Origin of the sequence: Runella sp. MFBS21, assembly GCF_029433105.1 — a bacterium.
GTDB lineage: Bacteria > Bacteroidota > Bacteroidia > Cytophagales > Spirosomataceae > Runella.
The window spans coordinates 66548-86695 of sequence record NZ_JARNTW010000018.1 but is presented as its reverse complement, the minus strand read 5'-3'; the positions used below and the strand labels follow the sequence as shown (position 1 = coordinate 86695).

The window sequence follows — 20148 nt, the reverse complement described above, 5'->3', positions numbered from 1 at the left end:
AATATAATGGTTGGAAAAAAGAGAAATTGAAGATGGAATTTTTAAACCCTTTGATGTTGTGGAGTGCTTTGGCAGTAGCGATTCCGATTGCCCTGCATTTTTGGCACCAAAAAAAGGGAAAACTACTACCTTGGGCTGCTACTCAATGGCTTATCGAAAAAGACCTGCAACCAGCGAAAGGTATTCGTTTGGACAATATTTTACTGCTTTTGTTGCGGTGTTTGTTGTTGTTACTGCTGGCGTTTTATTTGGCAAAACCTATATTAAAAAATACCGCTACTTCCGACCATCATTCTAAAATTCATTTGGTACAACCTAGTGAGTGGGTAGTAAATAACTTTCGATTTGAAATCGAAGGCGCTCTTACAAAAGGAGAAAAGGTATATTGGATAAGCGATGCGCCCACCCCGCTCGAAAATCTTACCGCGATACCCACGGTTTCGGACTTTGACCCTTTGGTACTGCAAACTTTTCTTAATGAAGTAGATGCTCTCCATAGTCCCGAAAAGGGAATCCAATATGAGCTTTATATGACCAATGATGTCAGCTTTGGTGATGCTTCCACTATTTACACCTCAAGCCCTATTTCTTTACATTCGGTGGTTGATTCTTCGCAAAAGGTGCTTCAAAATTATCTTTCATTAACCAATAATAAGAAGGTTTTTGTGAACAATGCGCAATTATTGACGGTGGGGGATGTGTTACCATCAAACCTGAAATTTGCAAATACAGCGGTTCATCAAGGAGTAATTGAAGTTTTGCTTGATACAAAAGATAGTCTTGAACGTCAGACGATTAAGGCCGCTTTCGAATCGTTGAAAGACGTATATCAGCTTGAATTTTTGGTGGATGAACACCTACAAAATTCCAAAAAATACGATATAGTTTTGACAGACAACAATGCCTTGCTTCAAAACCAAACGGCTTTTACGCCCCAAACGCTCTGTTTTGTATTGGGCAATGCCACAGGTTCTTTTGCGGAGCTGAATCAAGAGCGTTTTAGAGAAGTTGTTTCCCTTAGCGAACGTCTGACTCCTCAAACTTCTGAAATGGTTTATAACGGCCAACTTCCCGAATGGCTAGGGGAATGGCTAGTAAAGGACTTTGGATTGAATCGTTCGAGGGCTTTGCTTAGTGCAAAACAACTTCAGTCGATTTTTAAAGTTAGGTCAAAAGGAAATCAGGCACTACGGCAAAAATCAGCCGAAGGTGTGTTTTCAACATTAATTTTATTGTTGTTGGTATTGATAGTAATTATTGAACGTTGGTTATCCATTACAAAAAAATCATGAATCAACTTCAGCGTATCATTAGGCAAGCGATGTATCAGCTATATGCCAACGCATTGTTGAAATGCGTTTTATTGGCTTTCGCTTTTTTCTTGTTTTCATCTCTTATCACTTCTTCGATGGCTATTGCTGTCGTGGGGGCTTTGTTGGCTTTTGGCGTAGGGGCCTATTATACAGGCCTATTTCAAAACCAAAAACCAAGAGCAATTCGCTATATTCATCATCATTTGAGCGATACAGAATACAGCCTCGAACTGCTCGAATTACAAAGTCCCAACATCGCCGAGCAGCTTCAGTTGGAGAGACTAGGAGAAAAAATTCAGGAACAAAAATTGCCTCTTTTTGCCTTGGAGCGAATCGGGCTTTATATGTTGGGTGTTGCGATAGCGGGTGGGCTTTATTATGGAATTCCTTTTTTGAAAAAAGAAAAAGCTATTGAAGCTTTGAGTTCAGCTACCCAACTTCAAACTTCTGAAAGTCAGCCTCTAAAAGCGCCTACGTTTGTGTCAGCGACTTTGACCGTGACTCCTCCTGCTTACACGCAGCTGTCTTCCCAAACTACTACCGACCTCAATGCCACGGCAGTCAGTGGTTCTCAACTTAAGTGGGAATTGAAATTGAGTCAATCAGAAAAAGTGAGAGTTACGCTGACCAACAATCGAAACGAAGAACTGCCCTTTAAGCAGGTAGGCGAGCAATTTGAATACACTGACCAACTCTACAATTCGGGCTTGTACGGTATCAAAGCTTACTGGAAAGACTCATTGGTCTATCAATCAGACTTTTATCGTTTGGAAGCCGTGCCAGATTTAGCCCCCAAAATCGAGCCTGCCTCCAAAGAATTGTATCAATATCATTTTCTGAAAGACCCTAAAGTAATGCAAATCTCGGCCAAAATTTCGGATGATTTTAAAGTAAATCAGGCGTTTATTGTGGCGACGGTAGCGCGAGGCTCAGGCGAAAATGTGAAGTTTAGGGAGGTGAAATTTCCGATTGCACAAGCCAATTTTAAAGAAGCCAATATCTCCCAACGTATCGATTTGAAGGCTCTGAATTTTGCGCCCGGCGACGAATTATATTATTATTGGGCAGCTATCGACAACAAACGCCCCGAGCCTAACTTTTCAAAATCAGACACTTACTTCGTAGTATATAAAGATACCTCAAAAGTAGAAGAGGCCGAACTTGCCACGATGGCGATGAACATACTGCCTGAATATTTTAGAAGTCAGCGCCAAATCATCATTGATACCGAAAAGCTCATTGCCAAACAGAAAAAAATCTCAACGAAGGAATTCAATAGTACCTCCAACGAAATTGGTTTTGACCAAAAAGCGTTGCGACTGCGCTATGGCCAATACCTCGGCGAAGAATTTGAAACGTCTATTGGAGGAGGCAATGCCCTGCCCAAAGATGACCAAGGGGATGCGGTCGTAGGATTTGCGTTGCTGCATGGGTTTGTACATGCTCACGACCAAGGCGAAGGCGGCGAGTCGGGCGGGGGGCACTCGCATGAGGGGCATTCCCACGGAGAGGGCAAAAAAGATGACAGCGAAAAGGACCCCGTAGCGGCGATTTTGGAAGAATATGTCCACTCGCATGATGATGGCGAAGCCTATACTTTTTATGAACAATCGACTCGGTCGTTGCTGAAAATGGCGTTGGAGCAAATGTGGCAATCGGAGTTGCATTTACGTTTGTATGAGCCACAAAAAGCCCTTCCTTTTGAGAAAAAAGCCTTAGAGTTTCTGAAATCGGCGCAACAAAAAGCGCGCACTTTTGCCAAGAAAACGAGTTTTGACCCGCCTCCTATTAAGGAAAAAGAAAAACGAATGACAGGAGAATTGAAAAATTATAACGAGGCTTATCGGAGTCAAAAAAACTATACTTCTCAGCAAGCGGCTATTTTGATAGCGGATGTGATGGGGATAATCGAGACACAAAGCAAGGATGATAAATTAACTGCTTGGCAGAAGCGCAAAGTGTTGGAACTAAGCAATTATCTGACTCCTAAAGCCATCAACAGTGGAATGTCGCAGTGGGCTGTTTTGGGTACATTGCAAAAACTTGCCAGTGACAGACCTCTTTCTACTGACGAAAAAGTAGCTTTAAAAACAAAGTTACACGGACTTGTGTCGCAAAGCTTGCCGGCTAAAAATGCCGCCTCTAATACCTCTTTTTCAAGCGAGAAAAAACTTGAAAAAGCTTTTTGGCAGCATTTGAAATGAGTGTTAAAGCACAACGAGGCTACCTTGAATTCTGAAATTTCTTAATCGATGTTGGATTTATTTGTATGATGCTACTGGATTGGTTGATATATGGAGCTTTAGCGGTTTTGCTTGCGGTGCAAGTAGGGCTGATATGGCGCCAAAAAAATGTACTAAAATCTCGTTTTTGGATACGAATGGGTTTGAATGTACTGCTTTGGGTGGTATTGGTGGGGTGGGTCAAAAATCCGCAGTGGACCGTAAGTAGTAATACAAATCGGGTGTTGGTATTGGGAGAAAAATTACCCCAAGCGGTGATTCAAAAAAACAAAGATAGTTTGCAGATTACTGAAATTTTTGCCCAAAAAGACTTTGCCAAACGTCTAGCGCAAGACCCCATTTTTTCCAAACACCTAGGAGATGTTTATCTTTTAGGCCAAAGTTTTGACGGAGAATTGGTAAGTCAACTTACCCAAAACAAGTGGAAATGGCTTCCTTTTTTTGCAAAAGATAGCTTACAAACAATAAAATGGAAAGGAATACTCCGTAAAAATGAATTTCAAGAAATCACGGGTGCATTGGAATTGTCGGAGGCGGCAGTGCTTAAAATCACTTATGGGCAGCAAGTGTTAGACAGTGTTGCTTTGGAAAAAGGGTTTCAAAAATTTCGTTTACGATTCCCTGCTTTTGCCGTAGGACGTACGTATACTCAGTTGCTTCTGAACAACCAATTCCTCAAAAATGTCGCTTTCTATACTCGTAAGCCTAGTCCTTTAAGTGTTTATTTTGTTTTGCAAAATCCTGATTTTGAGAGCAAAACGCTGGCCGAATGGCTTGGCAAAAATGGAAGTAGGGTAGAGGTGTTGGCGACCGTTGCTAAAAATACCCAAAGCACCATTGCTATCAACAATGCGACCAACCAAAAGACCTTTGTGCCTGATATTGTGATCACCGACCCAAGCAATGCGTCACATTCCTTGGTGAAAAAAAATGTAAGTGAAGGCAGAAGTGTGTTGTTTTATAACTTGACCCAACCCGAATCCGAATTGAAGGGTATCAATCAAGCATTAGGTACCCAATGGTCTGTCCGAAAAATATCCAATGCCGAGCTTTTGCCACTTGAAAAAGGAATGACTGCTCTCCCTTTTGAACTGGTCAAACGTATGAATCAGAAAAAAGTGGAAGGATTTCCTATTGCCGTCCAAAAATCCGTAGGGCGGGTAGGCGTTAGTTTATTGAACGAAACTTTTCCACTCAAACTCAGTGGGGATACCCTAACCTATGAAAAGATTTGGGCGGGTGTTTTTCAACAATTAGCTCCTGCTTTGAAAGGAAATTTGGCAGTGGAAGCACCTATTTGGAAAGATACCAAAACGAGTTTTGTTCTTAATCAATGGAATCAACCGAGTATATCTCTAGCTAATGATACTGCCCAGCTCAATCCGTCTAATGTAAATCCTCAAACAGCTACCCTGTCGTATATTTTTAGAAGCACGGCCTGGCAATCTTTCCAAGATTCATTAGAAATATATGTAGAAACTGAAAAAGAGGGCCTTGGCAAGGTAAAGCAAATAACAGAACTTCTGGAAGCTCATAAAGTAAGTAATTTAGCTTCTCATAACACCACCCATCAAAATTTAATGGCTCAGTGGCCTGATTGGGTATGGGGAATGTTGATAGTGCTGTGCCTCAGTATGTTGTGGATAGAGCCCAAAATACCAACCCGTTTTTAGAAGACTTTCCAAGTTTGTATAAATCCATTGTCAAAACTTGGAAAGTCTAATCGGTCAAATCTTTCCAAGTTTGTATAAATCCATTGTCAAAACTTGGAAAGTCTAATCGGTCAAATCTTTCCAAGTTTGTATAAGTCCATTGTCAAAACTTGGAAAGTCTAATCGGTCAAATCTTTCCAAGTTTGTATAAGTCCATTGTCAAAACTTGGAAAGTCTAATCGGTCAAATCTTTCCAAGTTTGTATAAACTCGCTATTGTAACTTGGAAAGTCTAGTATAAAAAATAACCCCGCGTCTAAAAGCGCGGGGCATAGAAACGGCCGTAGATAGGTGAATGTTAATTTTTAAAGAAAAATTGACTAGGAGCAATTTCGGCTTTTACCGAGTCAACGAGCGTGCCATTTGATTGATAGCGAATTACATAACCTGCTTGTTTGAACGAAGGAACGAGTCCTGCATAAATAATGCCTGTTTGTGGATCAACTCCCAAACCTCCCGAAAAAAGACGATTGATGAAAGGCTTGTCGGCGGCGATTACTGTGGCGTCAATGGAGAAGCTGTAAGTTTCGCCTTTTTGCTTGTAGTCATCGGCCGGATCGTAGAAAGAATAGGTATAATAAATCGTTTTTTTATCAGCACTCAATATAAATGAGCTTGGCGATTTTGCGGCATTAGAGGATGTGATTTTAAGGCGAGTTTCGGCGGTTTTGGTTTGTGGATTAAATTTCACCAATTCGCTTCCGGCATAGAGCCAAAGTTTATTGTTGGCATCAAGACCAATAATATGCGGATTCCGACCCACTTCTACTTGCTGTTTTACGGCATCGGTAGTTATATCAATGACCGAAACTTGCGTTTTGCCGCTACCGGTATTCCCCACAAAAGCTTCGTTGCCTACCACTATGATGGTTTCAGCACCGTTTTGCACGGGGATTTTTTTTGATAATTTATTGGTAGTTGCGTCAATAACCGCTACGTAGCCAGGGTTTTTGTAGAAATTTGAATAGTCGCCAGTAGCATCCCAGCAAGTGACGTACGCTTTGGTATCACTTGCTTTGACTACTGCCCGAGGGTTTTCGATGTCGGTAGAAGGAATAGTAGCTACGCTCTTGAAAGTACGGGCATTGACAATTTCGATGAGGTCTTTTCCGGCGGTGGAATTATCGACCAAAATCACCCCTTTGTCATTGACTTCGGCGTATCCGCTCAAACCACCTGCCAACGAACGGCTGTTTTCTTTTTGGAAAATATCGTAAGAACCCGTCGTTGAGTTGCGTTGTAAGAGTGAAATAGAGCCGTTGTTGTCTAGAAAATTACCAGCGTTGATGACCAACACCCCGTTGTCGTAGGGTTGGGCAGGTTCTGGCTCAGAAGTACTACAGGCCGAAAACCCGATTACAAATACGCTAGCAAAAAGCAAAGAATTACGATTCATTGGATTGTTTTTTTGATTGAAAATAAAGAACAACATTGAGTGATACCGTCCGCAATGGCATGGCATTTTTCTTAAGATTAGGATAAACAGTATTGGTGAGATTACTGCCTTGAATGGCTATATCGGTGCGGAAGTTCCGTTTGTGTATTTGATAGTTTAAGATGGCATTGAGCAGATAGTAAGGCGCAAAAGGTCGCCCCGAATGGTCGAATGTGACGTAGCGCTTGGAGTTGAATTGCTGCTGAATCGTGAGCGAAGCTTTACCACGGGTGGCACTGATGGTACTTCCCAAAGCGTGACGAGGTACGTAGATAAGCTGCTTCCCAATAAAATCTTGGGTGTAAGGCCCGTAGGTTTTTTGTTGTGAAGAATGGGTCAGCCCATAATTGAGCAGCGCATCAAACTGAGTTTTGGCCCATTGTGCTTTGAGATTCCAACTGATTTCAATTCCTTTCGACAATACTTGCTGGAGGTTTTCGACGCGATAATTACGGTCGGGATTCCAATACGTCCAATCATCTATTAAGTTATGAAAACCATTGATTGTCAATTGCATTTGATTGTTGGAGGTTAATCTTTGTTTCCAACTAATGCCTACTTCCTTGTTAAAGCCTTTTTCTGGCCTTAAGTCGGGATTACCTAAATTGACCCAATAACGCTCATTGAGGGTAGGCACGCGGTAGCTCAATGAAGCATTGCCGTTTAATATTATTTTGGCATTTTTGAAAGTCATTGCGGTATATTCTACCCCTGCCGAAGGAGTAAAAGGAGGGCTAAAACGAGTGACCAACGCTTGGCGAAGATTGAGTGATGTACTGAATTTTGCCGAAAACTGATGTCGTAACAGTGCATAAAAGTCGGCTCTATTTTCACGAATCACTTCATTTCCATAGCCATCTACGAGGGCATTGTAATGTACTACTTCGGCACCTACTTTTAGATTGGTTCCTTTTTCGCAATCCCGAATCCACGAAAAATCATGCTCAGTACGCAAGATGAATCTGTCGATTTGGGTATGACTTGGTACTGCATTTTCACCTTTACTATAGTCAATCAGGTCACGAATAAAACCCGTTCTAATCAGGGTTTTACCAAGTTGATAAGACCCCAACACCCGATAAGCTTGCGTACGTGTTACTTCTTGCAGAGGTGGTTGTTGGGGTTGAATGGTGAGGTTATTGTCGGTTAGCCAGATATTTAGAGTTAATAAATTCCCCTTGTAATGTTGCCAATACAAATCTTGGACAATTCCTTTTTGGGTAGTTTGGGTGGGTTCAAAACTGTACGTGTCTCCTTGTCGATTACGACGAGGTTCGGCACTAAAGTGGTTGTTGAAAACACTTCCATAGAGCATGGTTTTGCCCGAAAATTTCCAATAATCGCTCAAGCTACGGTTAAAACGAAACCCTATTTGTGCACTATAATTTTCAGAAGTTTCAGCCCTGATTGCGGTGAGGAGTTGAAGTCCAGTGTTTCGAAATTCGGGAACCGAGCGCAGCTGAATACTTCCCCCTACGGCATCGGTGCCTACACAACTTGCGGCAGCACCGTATTGAATGCTCATCTGGTCAAAACCCGCAAGTGGAATGGTCGAAAAATCACTTTGGCCTAAAGAAGGTGCATTGATGTTGATGCCATTCCAAAGTACTGCCGTATGATTGGCCGAAGTTCCTCGAAAAGCAATACTTGTGGCTTGCCCTGGCCCGTAACTTTTGAAGGCTACGGGACTTTGAAATTGAAGGAAATCTGCTAAAGTGCTATAACGAAAACGCGTCAGTTGAGTGGAGTCGATGTCTTGCACTTTTTGCCCTACCATAAAGCGCTCAGGACGAACTCCCCGCACGGTGACTTCACAGAGACTTTGTTCTTTTTGAGCATAGCTGTGCACTATTACTCCTAAAAGTATAACTAAAGTCTTGAAATCGACAAACCGTAGAAGTTTGTTTATCAAGGTGTTGTGATTGAATGTGAATAAAAAATCGAACGCTCAATGAGGCTTCATTACCCGTAAAACTTCATTAAGAATGACATTTGGCAGGTCTCCTGACTTGTTTCATTGTCGCATGTCTTCCCATTCTTTTGATTAGAACAGTGACTAAGAGGTGCGCAACAACCATTAGAAACTTACAGTTGCGGGAACAGTTCCCGATTTTCACGGGATTCCCTTTTAAGCCATTCGGCTCGTGCTGAGACGAGCATCAGGCACCAAAAACTACGGCAAAGGTAAACGAAAAGTTTTCGCTTGTCAAACGCTTTTAAAAAAATAAAACCACCCAGAAACGGAGTGACACACAGCTAATAGGAGTGCTCTGAGTCTTGGTGGTTAGAAAACTAACATGGAAAAGGATCAAAAAAATTCTGATTAGCCTCCATTCTTTTGATTTCTTCTTCGGTGCATATGCAAGCGTTAAGTTCGGAGACAATCACTTCTTTATTAAGATCTTGGCCAATAATTACCAATTCGTTTTGACGGTCACCGAAACGCTTATCCCAACGAGATTCAATCAAAGACCGATTGTCGATGTAAGCCATATAACGAATCCTTTGGGCAAAAGGCATGCTCGCCCACCATACGCCAGCACTTTCGGCGCGGAGAGAGCCTCCCGCTTGACTCCAATTGAGGGCTTCGTCGGGGCGTGATGCAATCCAGAAAAGCCCTTTCGAGCGGATGATACCCGCGTGCCAATCGTTCGACAAATAATTCCAAAAACGCTCAGGATGAAACGGACGTCGGTCGCGAAATACAAATGAACTAATCCCGTACTCTTCAGTTTCAGGCGTGTGAGCAATTCCATTCTTTTGATTTTCAAGTTCTTGAATCCACCCCGCCGATTGTTCGGCTTTGTCATAATCAAAAAGACCAGTATTGAGTATTCGGGAAGGCGCTACTTGTCCAAAACTTGACTCGATGATTTGGGCAATCGGATTGAGCGAATGAATGATTGCTTTAAGTTCTCCTAAGGCAGTCTTCGTTACCAAATCAGTTTTGTTGAGAATAATAATATCGGCAAACTCAATTTGGTCAGTCAATAAATTGACAATCGTACGATGATCTTTGGGGTCTTCGTTGAGTTCTCTAGTTTGTAGGGTATCTACAGAACCAAAATCTTGTGCAAAATTATAGGCATCTACAACCGTCACCATGCAGTCGATTTGGGCAAAACGAGAGAGGTCGATTCCGTTTTCTTCGTCTTTGAAGGTAAATGTCTGCGCTACAGGAATAGGCTCAGAGATGCCCGTAGATTCGATAAGCAGATAGTCAAACCGTTTTTCTTTTGCTAGTTTTTCTACTTCTATCATCAAATCTTCGCGCAAGGTGCAACAGATACAGCCGTTGGACATTTCGACGAGTTTTTCTTCGGTGCGAGAGAGGGTATTTTCGCGTTCTACGAGTTGTGCATCAATGTTGACCTCACTCATGTCGTTGACAATCACGGCTACTTTTAAGCCTTCTTTATTGTGCAAAATATGGTTGAGAAGGGTGGTTTTACCCGCTCCCAAAAAGCCACTTAATACCGTTACGGGCAGTTTTTTAGGGTTCATTGTTCTGCTATTGGAGTGTTGAATGTTTTTGCAATAATGTTGCAAATATGGATTTGATTTATCTCTTTTGCAACATTGTTGCAAAAATAAAAACCTTTAAAAAAATGAAAATACTACTATGGGCAATGCTTGGACTGAGTCCAGTGTTGAAGGGGATTGGTCAGAGATGCGAGACCCATTCTGTGATTACTTGGGAGGCTTTAAAGGATGTCAAGTACAAAAAGAAGTTTAGCCTCGAAGTAGGGGATTATTATTTGTATCCCACTTTTGGTAAAAATGTGATGCAGCTCAATGGCAAACAAGTAAGTATTCATGGATACGTGATTCCTGTCGATACCGAAGGCAACTACTATGTGCTTTCTAAATGGCCGATGGCGCAGTGTTTTTTTTGTGGATTGGCAGGTCCCGAAACCATCATAATGCTCAATTTTAAGGGAAAACATCGCCGCTTCAAAACAGATGAGAAAATAACATTTTGTGGTCGTTTACGCCTCAATGCCAACAATCTTTATGAACTTAATTTCAACTTAGACGAAGCCATTTTGAGTGATTAAAAAGGCTTAGAATGAAAAACGATTTTTGTTAAAAAATGAATAAATTGTTTTGAATGAATCTAAATAAGGCTTATGTTTGTGTTTAATTTATAATTGTTCTAAATAAAAATAAACACTTCGGCTAACCTTACTAAATTCATTACATACCACTTTAATCTCAAAAACTTAAAATTATGTGCGAATATCGAACACTTCACTTAGACTCTAAGATAGGGTATGTTATTCAATGCGTTCATTGTAAGCGTATTACGATAGGATTTGGCATTTTGACGGTAAGTCGTACAGTGGATGAGTTTTACAAGTTATTGAGTGATGTCCATAGTTGTCATGAATATCATTCGTTGATTGTAACAGACCCCAAAGTCCGAACGATTCCATTTTGGCAGATGTCCGAAGCCACCTGTATGACCGTATCTCTGAACGACTTGCAGCAATTGGGTGAATTGTTGGATTTTGCCCATGCCAAATTGCAGCTTGAAAAAATGATTTCTTCCTTGCCTAAAAATTAAGCCTATGAAGTCATTGTGCTTTCGTACCAACATCGACTGTCCATTTCGGCTTCAGAAAGCTGCTTGTGGATTGGAGTGTTTACGGGGCCGGTATTGTCAGTTTAGCGTAGATTTGATGACCAAGCATCATTTGTTGACTATTAAATCTCATGAACTAAAACCCGAGGAAGTAGTGGAAGTGCTTAAGCGAGAGGGGATATGGTGTGAAGAACTCAAACAACCTTAATGAAGGCATGATATAGGTCATATTTTTAAGAGGCAATAATAGATATGTTTGCTGAAAACCCAATCTTAAAAACATGGCTGCTCTTAATGAATTTATTGACTCTGCAAAGGTATACCAATTGGTTTTAGAACGTTTTGAAGGCGGTTCTACAACTGGGGTATATTCCGAAAAAGGCCGGCAAGAAGTAAATCCTAGTATTGATATGAATCCAGAGCTGATTGAGCTTATCTTGGATTTGTACAATAATGATGAAGATTTTCCATTTGAAAAAATGCAAAAATTTTCGATCACAGAAATCCTAAATTATTTGCAAGCTACGCACCGATATTATCTCACAAAAAAACTGCCCGAGATAGAGCAATCATTGGTGCATATCTTTAGTAAATATGGACAAAGTCACCAATTGTTGGCGAGTTTAGCGTATTTCTTTAATGATTATAAGACCAAACTGATTGAGCATATTCGAATGGAAGAAAAAGAGCTTTTTCCTTACATCTCGACACTTATTCAAATTTCCCAAAAACCACAAGAAGACACAAACGTAGCTTCTATAAATGCAGCCTTTAATCTCTCTAAGTTTATGGAAGTTCATTCACCAATTGAAGATGAGCTGCAAGAGGTAAGCGAATTGATTAGAAAATATTCAGGAAATCAGTCGATGCCGTTGCCTTACAAAATCTTTCTGAATCAGGTGGAATTGTTTGAGATGGAATTGCGCAAACATGCCATTATCGAAGACCATGTACTGGTTCCTATGGCTTTAGAAATTGAGAAAAAACTGCTTGGCTAAACTTACACAATTGAGAGCTTCGTGCTTCTTAATAAGTAAATTTTAAGGGAAGATTGAGGGTATTTATTTGGCATGTAAATAAATTGAATTGGTGCTTGGTTTTAGAAACCAATGGTATGCAATTACTAAAAACAAATGCCTTTTTTGTGAATATCTCTATGGGTCTTAAAACGTAAACAATAACTCAGGCGAAAATCTAAAATCAGTTTAGATTCAGTTGAAAAGTAGAAGTGCACGTAGTTTTTGACTACTCAATCAAAACAATATCATTGTTTGGGTATACATGAGACTATTGTTGCACTTTCTCTATTTATGGATAGGCGATTTTTGTTGAAATCAAAGTGAGTAAGCTACATTTTACTTATCAAGACAAAAATGTGAATGCTAAAATATTTTCATGTCCACCTATTTGCCAGTAAATCAAGTTAATATCTATACTGTTTTATATAAATAATAAGTCTTATCAATGTTTTTCTAACGGCGTTAGATATTCTAATTGGTATATTTTTTGGTCAAAGACTGAAATTTTATTGAAAAACAATAAAAAAACCTGTGAAGAATACGCTCCACAGGTTATAATGGTCAAGGGTCTAAGTTATGCTTTTTTTATGAGTTTGTAGTCGATGATTGGGCGTCCTCTCGTACCTCCTTCGCTTGGGTGGAAACTAATAAACTTAAGTTTATAATAATTTCCATTGGGGTCTTTGATGACATAAAAGCGGTCTGTTTTGACGCCTACTGTGGCTCCACTTGTAGCCGTACGCCAGTTGCTTCCTATAGCCCAACGATTTTTGGAGAAGGTACTACTAGCGATATTAGCCTCGGCATAATTGTCATACGAAACGGTGCTTGTGAGTACTTCGGCTACTTCTACACCACCGAGGTAATTGATTGATACTAAATCAGAGAAATTGTAAGGGACATCACTTCCGCCAAAGGCAAACGTAAACACCGAGTAAGTCCATTGGATATCCCATGTTTTTTTCTTTGGTTCTACCTCTACAGCTCCTTTATCAAAAGAAACATACTTAAAATTGTAAGTGTCATCTTTGGCAATATCAATGGTTTTGAAAGTAGTTTCGTTGATGTTGGCATATTGTAAAGTATAGCCTCCCGAAGCATTTCTGAGGACTCTGATTTTTTTCCAAGCCCGAGCCGCAATACCCCCGCCAGTACCTCTGTTGATGATAATGACTTTGTTGTCGGCTTCGGTGGCCGACACTGCCGGAATAGCCGTCTTCGAAAGGTCTCCGGCTATATCGTCAAAATACGCGAAGTCGCTAGGAGAAGGGGCTGCTTGATTTACCGCCAAGGTGAGTCCCAGGGTATCGGCTGCTACTACGTCAGCAAGGCTAGTTTTGGTCAATACTTTTGCCCCTGCACTAGTGGTATTGTTGAGGATAACTCGGAAGTCGCTTCCTGAGAAAAATCCTAAATCCCAACTTGAGCGAGCTACTGGATATGCTTGGTTGTTGCTAAAATCAACATAGACAGCATTGCCAGCACTGGCACCACTTTCTGATCCTATGAGGCCATTCAAAGTGAAGTTTCCATTGCTACCAGATGATACAATGGAGGAGAATTTGACCGTAAGTTGTGATACGTCTCCAATCAAAATGGGGCTTGTTGCCGACGCAATTTTGAAAGTAATAGATTCGGTTCCGCTCAAAAATACATTGTCGGTTTTGCTTAATTGAAACGATGCTTCGCTGCTTTGTGCTGGAATGGTGAGCGAAATTGTATTGTTGGAAGCAGCTGGAGCAGTGGTAAACTCAGTACCATAAGTAAGACCTGTAGGGGTAATTTGTACTGAAACAGGAATGGCAACATCCGTAGCACGCGTTAGTTTGAGTTTTACCGTAAGGGTTTTGGTATTTGCATCTAAACCTTGTTCGGCGCTTTCAAATACAACTAGATTGTCGGGGAGAGGTGGTTCGTCTTCTTTGCACGAACTGACAACTCCGAGGAATACAAGGGTGAAAACAAAAGAATGAAATTTGTTCATAAAAATTAATTTTAAATAAAGAGTGGAATGTTAAGATTAGTGGCTCCATCGAGCATTAAGACCTAAAAAATAAGACCGTCCATAACTCATCGGTACAAAGCTGCCTCCTCTGTGAGCGCTTCCCGAATCGGTGGCCGTGTTGGTAAGTCGAGTTACATTGAGTATGTTTTTGACGCCTCCGTTGATGGTCAGGTATTTAGTGATAGGCTTGCTAAGGGTAAAGTCTGCCCAATGAAAATCAGCGACTTCGGCCAGTTTGACGTTGGGAGTTCCTGATGAAGAAAGGGTAGAAGTATAACTGGGTCGTTTGCCTGTATATTTATAAAAGAGATTGACCTTGGTGTTGATTTTGGGAATATCGTAAGTGATGTTTGAATTCACTTCAGGCGACCACAAAAAAGTAGCAAGGTTAGCATCGTTCTCAACCAGTGAATTGTAGCGCCCGATATAGCTGAAGCCCAATGTAGCTTGTAGATGTGGACGCACCAATGTGTTTTCTAAAGTAAGGCCTGTGGTCTTAAACTTATCGATATTGATTGTCATAGAGACTGTAGGCTCGTTGGGGTCAACACCGTAATTGATTAAGTTTCTAAATTCATTGTAAAAAACTCCTAATGTGCTCTTGAATTGACCATTGCCTTTGGTTTTTGATTGCCACGCTACCGAGCCATTGAAGCTGTTGGAGTATTCGGCTTTCAGGTTAGGATTGCCTTTAATGGAGTGACTTGCATCAAAAAAATTAAAATATAATTCACGCAATGCCGGAGAGCGAAAACCTCGTGCATAAGCAAAGCGAAGGTCGATGTGATCACTCAGTGTAAATTTGGTATTGAGCGACGGAATCGCGGGGGGAGCATCATACACTGAATTTTTAATGAATCGTAGGCCAGGTCGAATGCTTATTTTAGAAGTGGGAGTGATAGAAGATGAAATAAAAAAAGCAAAGTCGTTGATAGTAGGTGTACCCAAGATACGAGGCCCTGCTGTTGCATCCAGAGTAGCGTCAATGCCTGGTTGAAGAGATACCACCGAGCTTAGCTTATACTGAGCCGTTAGTCTTAGGGTTTTGGTATCGAAGGTCGATATGTCTTGCTCGCCCTGTCCCAAAGAAAGGGTACGCTTCCCAGTTTGAAAATCAATAATTGAGGTCTGGGTACGCCGCTGATAATCGGTATAGGAAAGTTGAGAATTGATTTGCAAATGCTCATTGATGCGCCAATCTCCTTGGAGTTGATGCATGTAGCGTTGGGTTATAAACTTCTGATCACGAGCTTGTTGTGTATTGGTGTTGATATTGCCTTCGTTGAGGATGGTTTCGTTAAGAGCATCTAATCGATACCAAATATTCCATTTTTTGCCCGTGTAGCCTATTTTGATATTGCCGAGCAATTGGTCTTTGGGAAGCCAATCTTTGGAGCGCTCGGTAGAATTGCCTTGCCATCCACCAAAATCATTGTTGGTTACCCCTGCCGAAATTCCCCATCCCTTTTTTTGCCAGCCTGCCGCAATACTATGATTGTGAAGTCCTTCTTTGCGCAACAGACGATAAGATTGATTGACGGTTTCTTCTTGCGCACGGGCATTGACCCAAATACGTTGGGTTTCTGATTTTTTAGTAATCACATTGATTACTCCGGCTAAAGCATCTGAACCATACGAAACCGACATCGGACCTTCTACAATCTCAATGCGTTCTATATTATTAATATCAATTTGGCTGAGGCTTTCTCGGGTGTCGCCTCGGTCTGTAAGAGGTATACCATCAAGCAAAATTTTGACATTACGACCGCTCATCCCCATCAATTGTACGTCTGTAGTGCCAAGTACCATATCATTCGAAAACCGAAAACCTAGCTCATTGTTGAGTACTCCCAAGATATTGGTAGCACCTCTTTGCTGAATTCTCTCGCTATTGATAACTCGTACTTGATAGACCGACTTTCTGATAGATTGAGGTTCGTATTGACCCGTCACTACTACTTCATTGAGTTGGTTTTGTTGGGTTTTTAGGGTAAGGGTAGGAATGGTGTGGATTTTGTATTTTACTTCAATTGGCTGTGAGACAGAGCGATAGCCAATCATTGAGAACTCAAGTTGATAAGTGCCTATCGGAACATTTGGAAATGAATATTCACCTTTTTCATTGGCTACGGCTACTCGCGTAGTAGATTTGAGCCGTACAATTGCAGCAGCTGCAGGCGAATTTTCTTCCAACATTACCACTCCTTTGATTTCGCTCAATGGAAGCTGAGCTATGGAAGTAGTGTATATTCCAAAGGTTATGATGATTACAAATAAATGTAGATACTTTACCATATCATTACTATTATAATGTATTTAGACTATTTCTAAATAATTGACAAAAGTAAAGTGTATAAAGTGAAAATGCAAGAATTAATTTAGACAAAATCTAAATTATCAAAAACTAGGAGCTTAAAGAGGTATGTGAGCCAAGCAATGAAGCAGAATTAAACTATACCGTTACTGTTTTGCGGTTTAACCCCGCGCCACATTGGCAATCCGACTTTAGGCGGGGGTTAGAATATAATACTTATTGTAACAATTAACGGTACATAAGCACTTCGTATTAATCTACTTCTTTTTCGATAGCTATGAAATGGGTAAATACACCCTCCTGGTTTTGCAAGGGATGAATCTTGATTTGACACCAATAAGGTTCACCGTTTTTTCGGTAATTAAGGAGTTTGGTTTCTGCTTCTGACCATGAAGCTAACTTATCTCTTACCATCATTCTACTTTTAACACTTGTATCAGGGCCTTGTAAAAAACTAGGAGTTTGTCCTAAGGCTTCCTCCAAATGATAGCCTGTCATTTTTTCAAAATTTTGGCTTGCCCATAAGATGTGTTTTTCTAAATCAGTAATAACAAGGGTGAAATTATTGCTCAACAAATGCCTAAAACTGAAAGGTAACTGCCAGCGATGTTGGGATTGCAGCTGCTCTAGGTATAATATATCTTCGGCAATTTGTTGCTTTTTCGCTAAAGAAGGATGAGCCACGTCCCAACAGAGTAATGGAGCTGCCTTGGTAATAGGCTGAAATTCATGAAACGAACGCCTTGAGGGAAGAGTAAACATAGCACATTTAGTTTTGGAGATAATACAAAACGTGCTACTTTTTTGTTTAAAAAAATATAAAAAAAGCATCCCAAGCCTTTTTGATAATGCTTGAGATGCTGCTTATACTATACTTTTTGGGCAACACTGACCCTTAGCGATTGAGCGGCTTGTACCATGTTTTTGAGAGCTACTTCTGTTTCGGGCCACTTTCTGGTTTTGAGGCCACAGTCGGGGTTGACCCAGAGGTTTTGGGCAGGGAGTACTAGCAGTGCTTTTTCGAGCAAGGCCACCATTTCTTCAACGGTAGGTACGCGGGGGCTGTGAATATCATACACCCCTGGCCCGATTTCGTTGGGATAAGCAAAAACCTTAAAAGCATCTAGGAGTTCCATTTGTGAACGTGACGTTTCGATAGTTATCACGTCAGCATCCATAGCAGCGATACTCTCTATGATGTCGTTGAATTCGGAATAGCACATATGAGTATGTACCTGCGTTTGGTTATCCACCGACGAAGAGGCAATACGAAAGGCTCTAACTGCATTGTCGAGGTAGGTTTTCCAATCACTCCTGCGTAGTGGCAATCCCTCACGTAGTGCTGCTTCGTCGATTTGAATGATTTTAATTCCTGCGGCTTCCAAATCTGATACTTCATCGCGGATGGCCAAGGCAAGCTGAAACATAGTGGTACTTCGCGGCTGATCGTTACGTACAAACGACCACTGTAAAAGTGTAATGGGGCCAGTGAGCATTCCTTTCACATAGTGGGAGGTAAGCGATTGAGCATAGGCTGTCCATTTGACCGTCATAGGGTGGGGGCGGTCAATATCACCATACAAAATGGGCGGTTTGACGCACCGGGAGCCGTAGCTTTGTACCCAGCCATTTTGAGTGAAGACATAGCCTTCGAGCATTTCGCCAAAATATTCGACCATGTCGTTGCGTTCAAATTCGCCGTGTACCAGCACATCCAATCCCAATGACTCTTGCCACGAAATGGCTTTTTGGAGGTGTTTTTCTATTTCTTTTACATAATCAGCCGAGGTAAGCTCCCCTTTTTTGAACCGCGCTCTTAGTTGTCTTACATCGTCTGTTTGAGGAAAAGAGCCGATGGTAGTGGTCGGAAACAACGGGAGATTGAGCAGGGCTTTTTGTATTTGCTGCCTTATCTCAAAATTGCTTTTTCGTACTGTATCACTAGGAGCAAGTGCCGCTAGGCGTTGCTGGACTTGGGGCTTGTGGATGAGCGGAGATACCTGACGTTGCTTAATAGCCTCTTGATTTGGCACAAGCAAGGCCTCGTCATGGGCCTGAAATATTGTGTAAAGATCGTTGACTTCGTTGAGTTTTTGCTTGGCAAAAGCCATCCATTGTTTAATTTCGGCAGAAAGTTGATTTTCGTCTTTTTCAAGTTCAAGATCGCAAGGAACGTGCAGTAAAGAACATGAAGGAGCAATCATGATACGATGTGAACCGAGTTTAGCAACTGCTTTCTTGATAAAAAGGAGCGATTGGGAATAGTCATTTTTCCAAATATTACGGCCGTCAATAATACCCAACGACAATGACATCGGCTCGCGGAGGGCCGTCAAAAGATCATCAAATTGGCTTGGAAATCTCACTAAATCTACGTGCAGCGCACAAACGGGCAAGTTGCTAACGGATAGAATATTGTCGCGCAGACCGTCAAAGTAGGTAGTAAGCAGCGATTTGAGTTGGGGGAAACGTTGACGAATAGCTTCATAGACAGTTCGTAAAGCTTCCTTTTCTTGATAGCTCAAATCTAACGCCAAGCAAGGTTCATCAAACTGAATCCAAACCGCTCCTGCTTTTTGGAGACGGTCGAGTATTTCAAAATAGACGGGTAATAGACGAGGAAGTAAGTCTAATCGATGAAAACCAGCTTCTTTTTCTTTGCCAAGCAGAAGATAGGTGACAGGGCCCAACAGGACAGGCTTAGTCAGAATCCCTGCCTTAAGTGCTTCTTCAAATTCATTGAATATTTTTTCGGAAGAAAGCTTGAACGTTTGGTCTTTCGTAAACTCAGGGACAATATAGTGGTAATTGGTATCAAACCACTTTGTCATTTCCATGGCCTTGATGTCAAGGTTATTTTTTTGATAGCCTCTAGCCATCGCAAAATAAAGGTCAAGATCGTTGTTGTGGGTATTGGCCGCCAAAATAGCTTGGTACCGCGCTGGGATTGCTCCTAGGCTTAGACTCATATCAAGTACATGGTCATAAAACGAAAAGTCGTTGGAAGGAATCAAATCGATTCCCGCTGCTTGCTGAATCTGCCAATGGTGAAGGCGGATACGCTGACCCACTTCAAGTAATTGATTTTGACTGACTTTGCCTGTCCAGTAAGATTCACAGGCTTTTTTGAGCTCACGGTGGCTTCCAATGCGTGGATAGCCAAGGTTGTTTTTGAGCATAAGAGTAAAAGGATTTTAGTGAAACAAAAAAGTTGAAAAACTTAATTGCTCTTTCCTTACCCACTGCTTGACCGTCGCTTTAATTCGTGAAAGCGCTAGTCAGTTCGTTTTTGGCAAGTGTCTCGACTCGTAATCTGGTGGTGATTACACACGGTTGCACGTCAGCTCGTGATTTACACACGATTCCTTTTTAATGCTGCCTCAGTACTTCTCAAAAATGTAGATGCCCTAAAATCATTGGAAAGCTAAGTGACAACAACCAAAAACGGCAATTGATTGAAAGAACTGCCACAAAGTTATGGAGTGTTATTTTAAGAAAGATATAATGTGTGTTTTTTGTTTCA

General features: G+C 41.3%; 14 protein-coding genes and 2 riboswitches. Of the genes, 7 read left to right on the top strand and 7 right to left on the bottom strand.

Annotated elements, in window-relative coordinates:
- The first annotated feature begins 32 nt into the window (after positions 1 to 32).
- From P1X15_RS25045 to P1X15_RS25035, 3 genes are all read left to right on the top strand, one after another.
- Positions 33 to 1292 carry a BatA domain-containing protein gene (locus P1X15_RS25045; protein WP_277340875.1) on the top strand — a complete coding sequence of 420 codons (1260 nt, stop codon included), beginning with the start codon at positions 33 to 35 and terminating at the stop codon, positions 1290 to 1292.
- The gene (locus P1X15_RS25040; RefSeq protein ID WP_277340874.1) at positions 1289 to 3517 is read left to right on the top strand and encodes a DUF4175 family protein; all 2229 of its coding nucleotides are present in this window, start codon (positions 1289 to 1291) and stop codon (positions 3515 to 3517) included. The genes P1X15_RS25045 and P1X15_RS25040 overlap by 4 nt, the downstream gene beginning before the upstream one ends.
- 65 nt (positions 3518 to 3582) lie before the next feature.
- A complete protein-coding gene (locus P1X15_RS25035) occupies positions 3583 to 5229 on the top strand; it encodes a hypothetical protein (RefSeq protein WP_277340873.1) in 1647 nt (548 codons plus the stop codon).
- Positions 5230 to 5565: 336 nt separating this feature from the next.
- Here the strand turns inward: P1X15_RS25035 and P1X15_RS25030 are convergent, their stop codons facing one another.
- The 3 genes from P1X15_RS25030 to P1X15_RS25020 form a co-directional block, all read right to left on the bottom strand.
- A complete protein-coding gene (locus P1X15_RS25030; RefSeq protein WP_277340872.1) occupies positions 5566 to 6663 on the bottom strand; it encodes a DUF5074 domain-containing protein in 1098 nt (365 codons plus the stop codon).
- Positions 6653 to 8614 carry a TonB-dependent siderophore receptor gene (locus P1X15_RS25025; RefSeq protein ID WP_277340871.1) on the bottom strand — a complete coding sequence of 654 codons (1962 nt, stop codon included), beginning with the start codon at positions 8612 to 8614 and terminating at the stop codon, positions 6653 to 6655. The genes P1X15_RS25030 and P1X15_RS25025 overlap by 11 nt, the downstream gene beginning before the upstream one ends.
- A gap of 64 nt (positions 8615 to 8678) precedes the next feature.
- A riboswitch (cobalamin riboswitch) is annotated at positions 8679 to 8888 on the bottom strand.
- A 106-nt stretch (positions 8889 to 8994) separates the two neighbouring features.
- Positions 8995 to 10206 (bottom strand): GTP-binding protein, encoded by a 1212-nt coding sequence (locus P1X15_RS25020; RefSeq protein WP_277340870.1) that lies wholly within the window; start codon positions 10204 to 10206, stop codon positions 8995 to 8997.
- A gap of 104 nt (positions 10207 to 10310) precedes the next feature.
- On the opposite strand from P1X15_RS25020, the gene P1X15_RS25015 reads away from it, so the two are divergent.
- The 4 genes from P1X15_RS25015 to P1X15_RS25000 all read left to right on the top strand — a co-directional run bounded on the left by P1X15_RS25015 (position 10311) and on the right by P1X15_RS25000 (position 12285).
- Entirely contained in the window at positions 10311 to 10760 is a 450-nt protein-coding gene (locus P1X15_RS25015; protein WP_277340869.1) for a DUF3299 domain-containing protein, read from the top strand.
- A gap of 173 nt (positions 10761 to 10933) precedes the next feature.
- Positions 10934 to 11269, top strand: a complete 336-nt coding sequence (locus tag P1X15_RS25010) for a hypothetical protein (protein WP_277340868.1) — start codon at positions 10934 to 10936, stop codon at positions 11267 to 11269.
- 4 nt (positions 11270 to 11273) lie between these two features.
- The gene (locus P1X15_RS25005; RefSeq protein WP_277340867.1) at positions 11274 to 11495 is read left to right on the top strand and encodes a hypothetical protein; all 222 of its coding nucleotides are present in this window, start codon (positions 11274 to 11276) and stop codon (positions 11493 to 11495) included.
- Between the two features lie 73 nt (positions 11496 to 11568).
- Positions 11569 to 12285, top strand: coding sequence for a hemerythrin (locus tag P1X15_RS25000; RefSeq protein WP_277340866.1), 717 nt, complete (start codon positions 11569 to 11571; stop codon positions 12283 to 12285).
- Between the two features lie 595 nt (positions 12286 to 12880).
- On the opposite strand, the gene P1X15_RS24995 is transcribed toward P1X15_RS25000, so the two are convergent.
- The 4 genes from P1X15_RS24995 to metE form a co-directional block, all read right to left on the bottom strand.
- Positions 12881 to 14290, bottom strand: a complete 1410-nt coding sequence (locus P1X15_RS24995) for an HmuY family protein (protein WP_277340865.1) — start codon at positions 14288 to 14290, stop codon at positions 12881 to 12883.
- Positions 14291 to 14326: 36 nt separating this feature from the next.
- Positions 14327 to 16606: a TonB-dependent receptor gene (locus P1X15_RS24990; RefSeq protein WP_277340864.1), complete on the bottom strand. Its 2280-nt coding sequence runs from the start codon at positions 16604 to 16606 to the stop codon at positions 14327 to 14329.
- Between the two features lie 271 nt (positions 16607 to 16877).
- Positions 16878 to 17387 carry a PAS domain-containing protein gene (locus tag P1X15_RS24985; RefSeq protein WP_277340863.1) on the bottom strand — a complete coding sequence of 170 codons (510 nt, stop codon included), beginning with the start codon at positions 17385 to 17387 and terminating at the stop codon, positions 16878 to 16880.
- A 107-nt stretch (positions 17388 to 17494) separates the two neighbouring features.
- The gene (gene metE / locus P1X15_RS24980; RefSeq protein WP_277340862.1) at positions 17495 to 19804 is read right to left on the bottom strand and encodes a 5-methyltetrahydropteroyltriglutamate--homocysteine S-methyltransferase; all 2310 of its coding nucleotides are present in this window, start codon (positions 19802 to 19804) and stop codon (positions 17495 to 17497) included.
- 94 nt (positions 19805 to 19898) lie between these two features.
- A riboswitch (cobalamin riboswitch) is annotated at positions 19899 to 20023 on the bottom strand.
- Positions 20024 to 20148 lie beyond the last annotated feature (125 nt).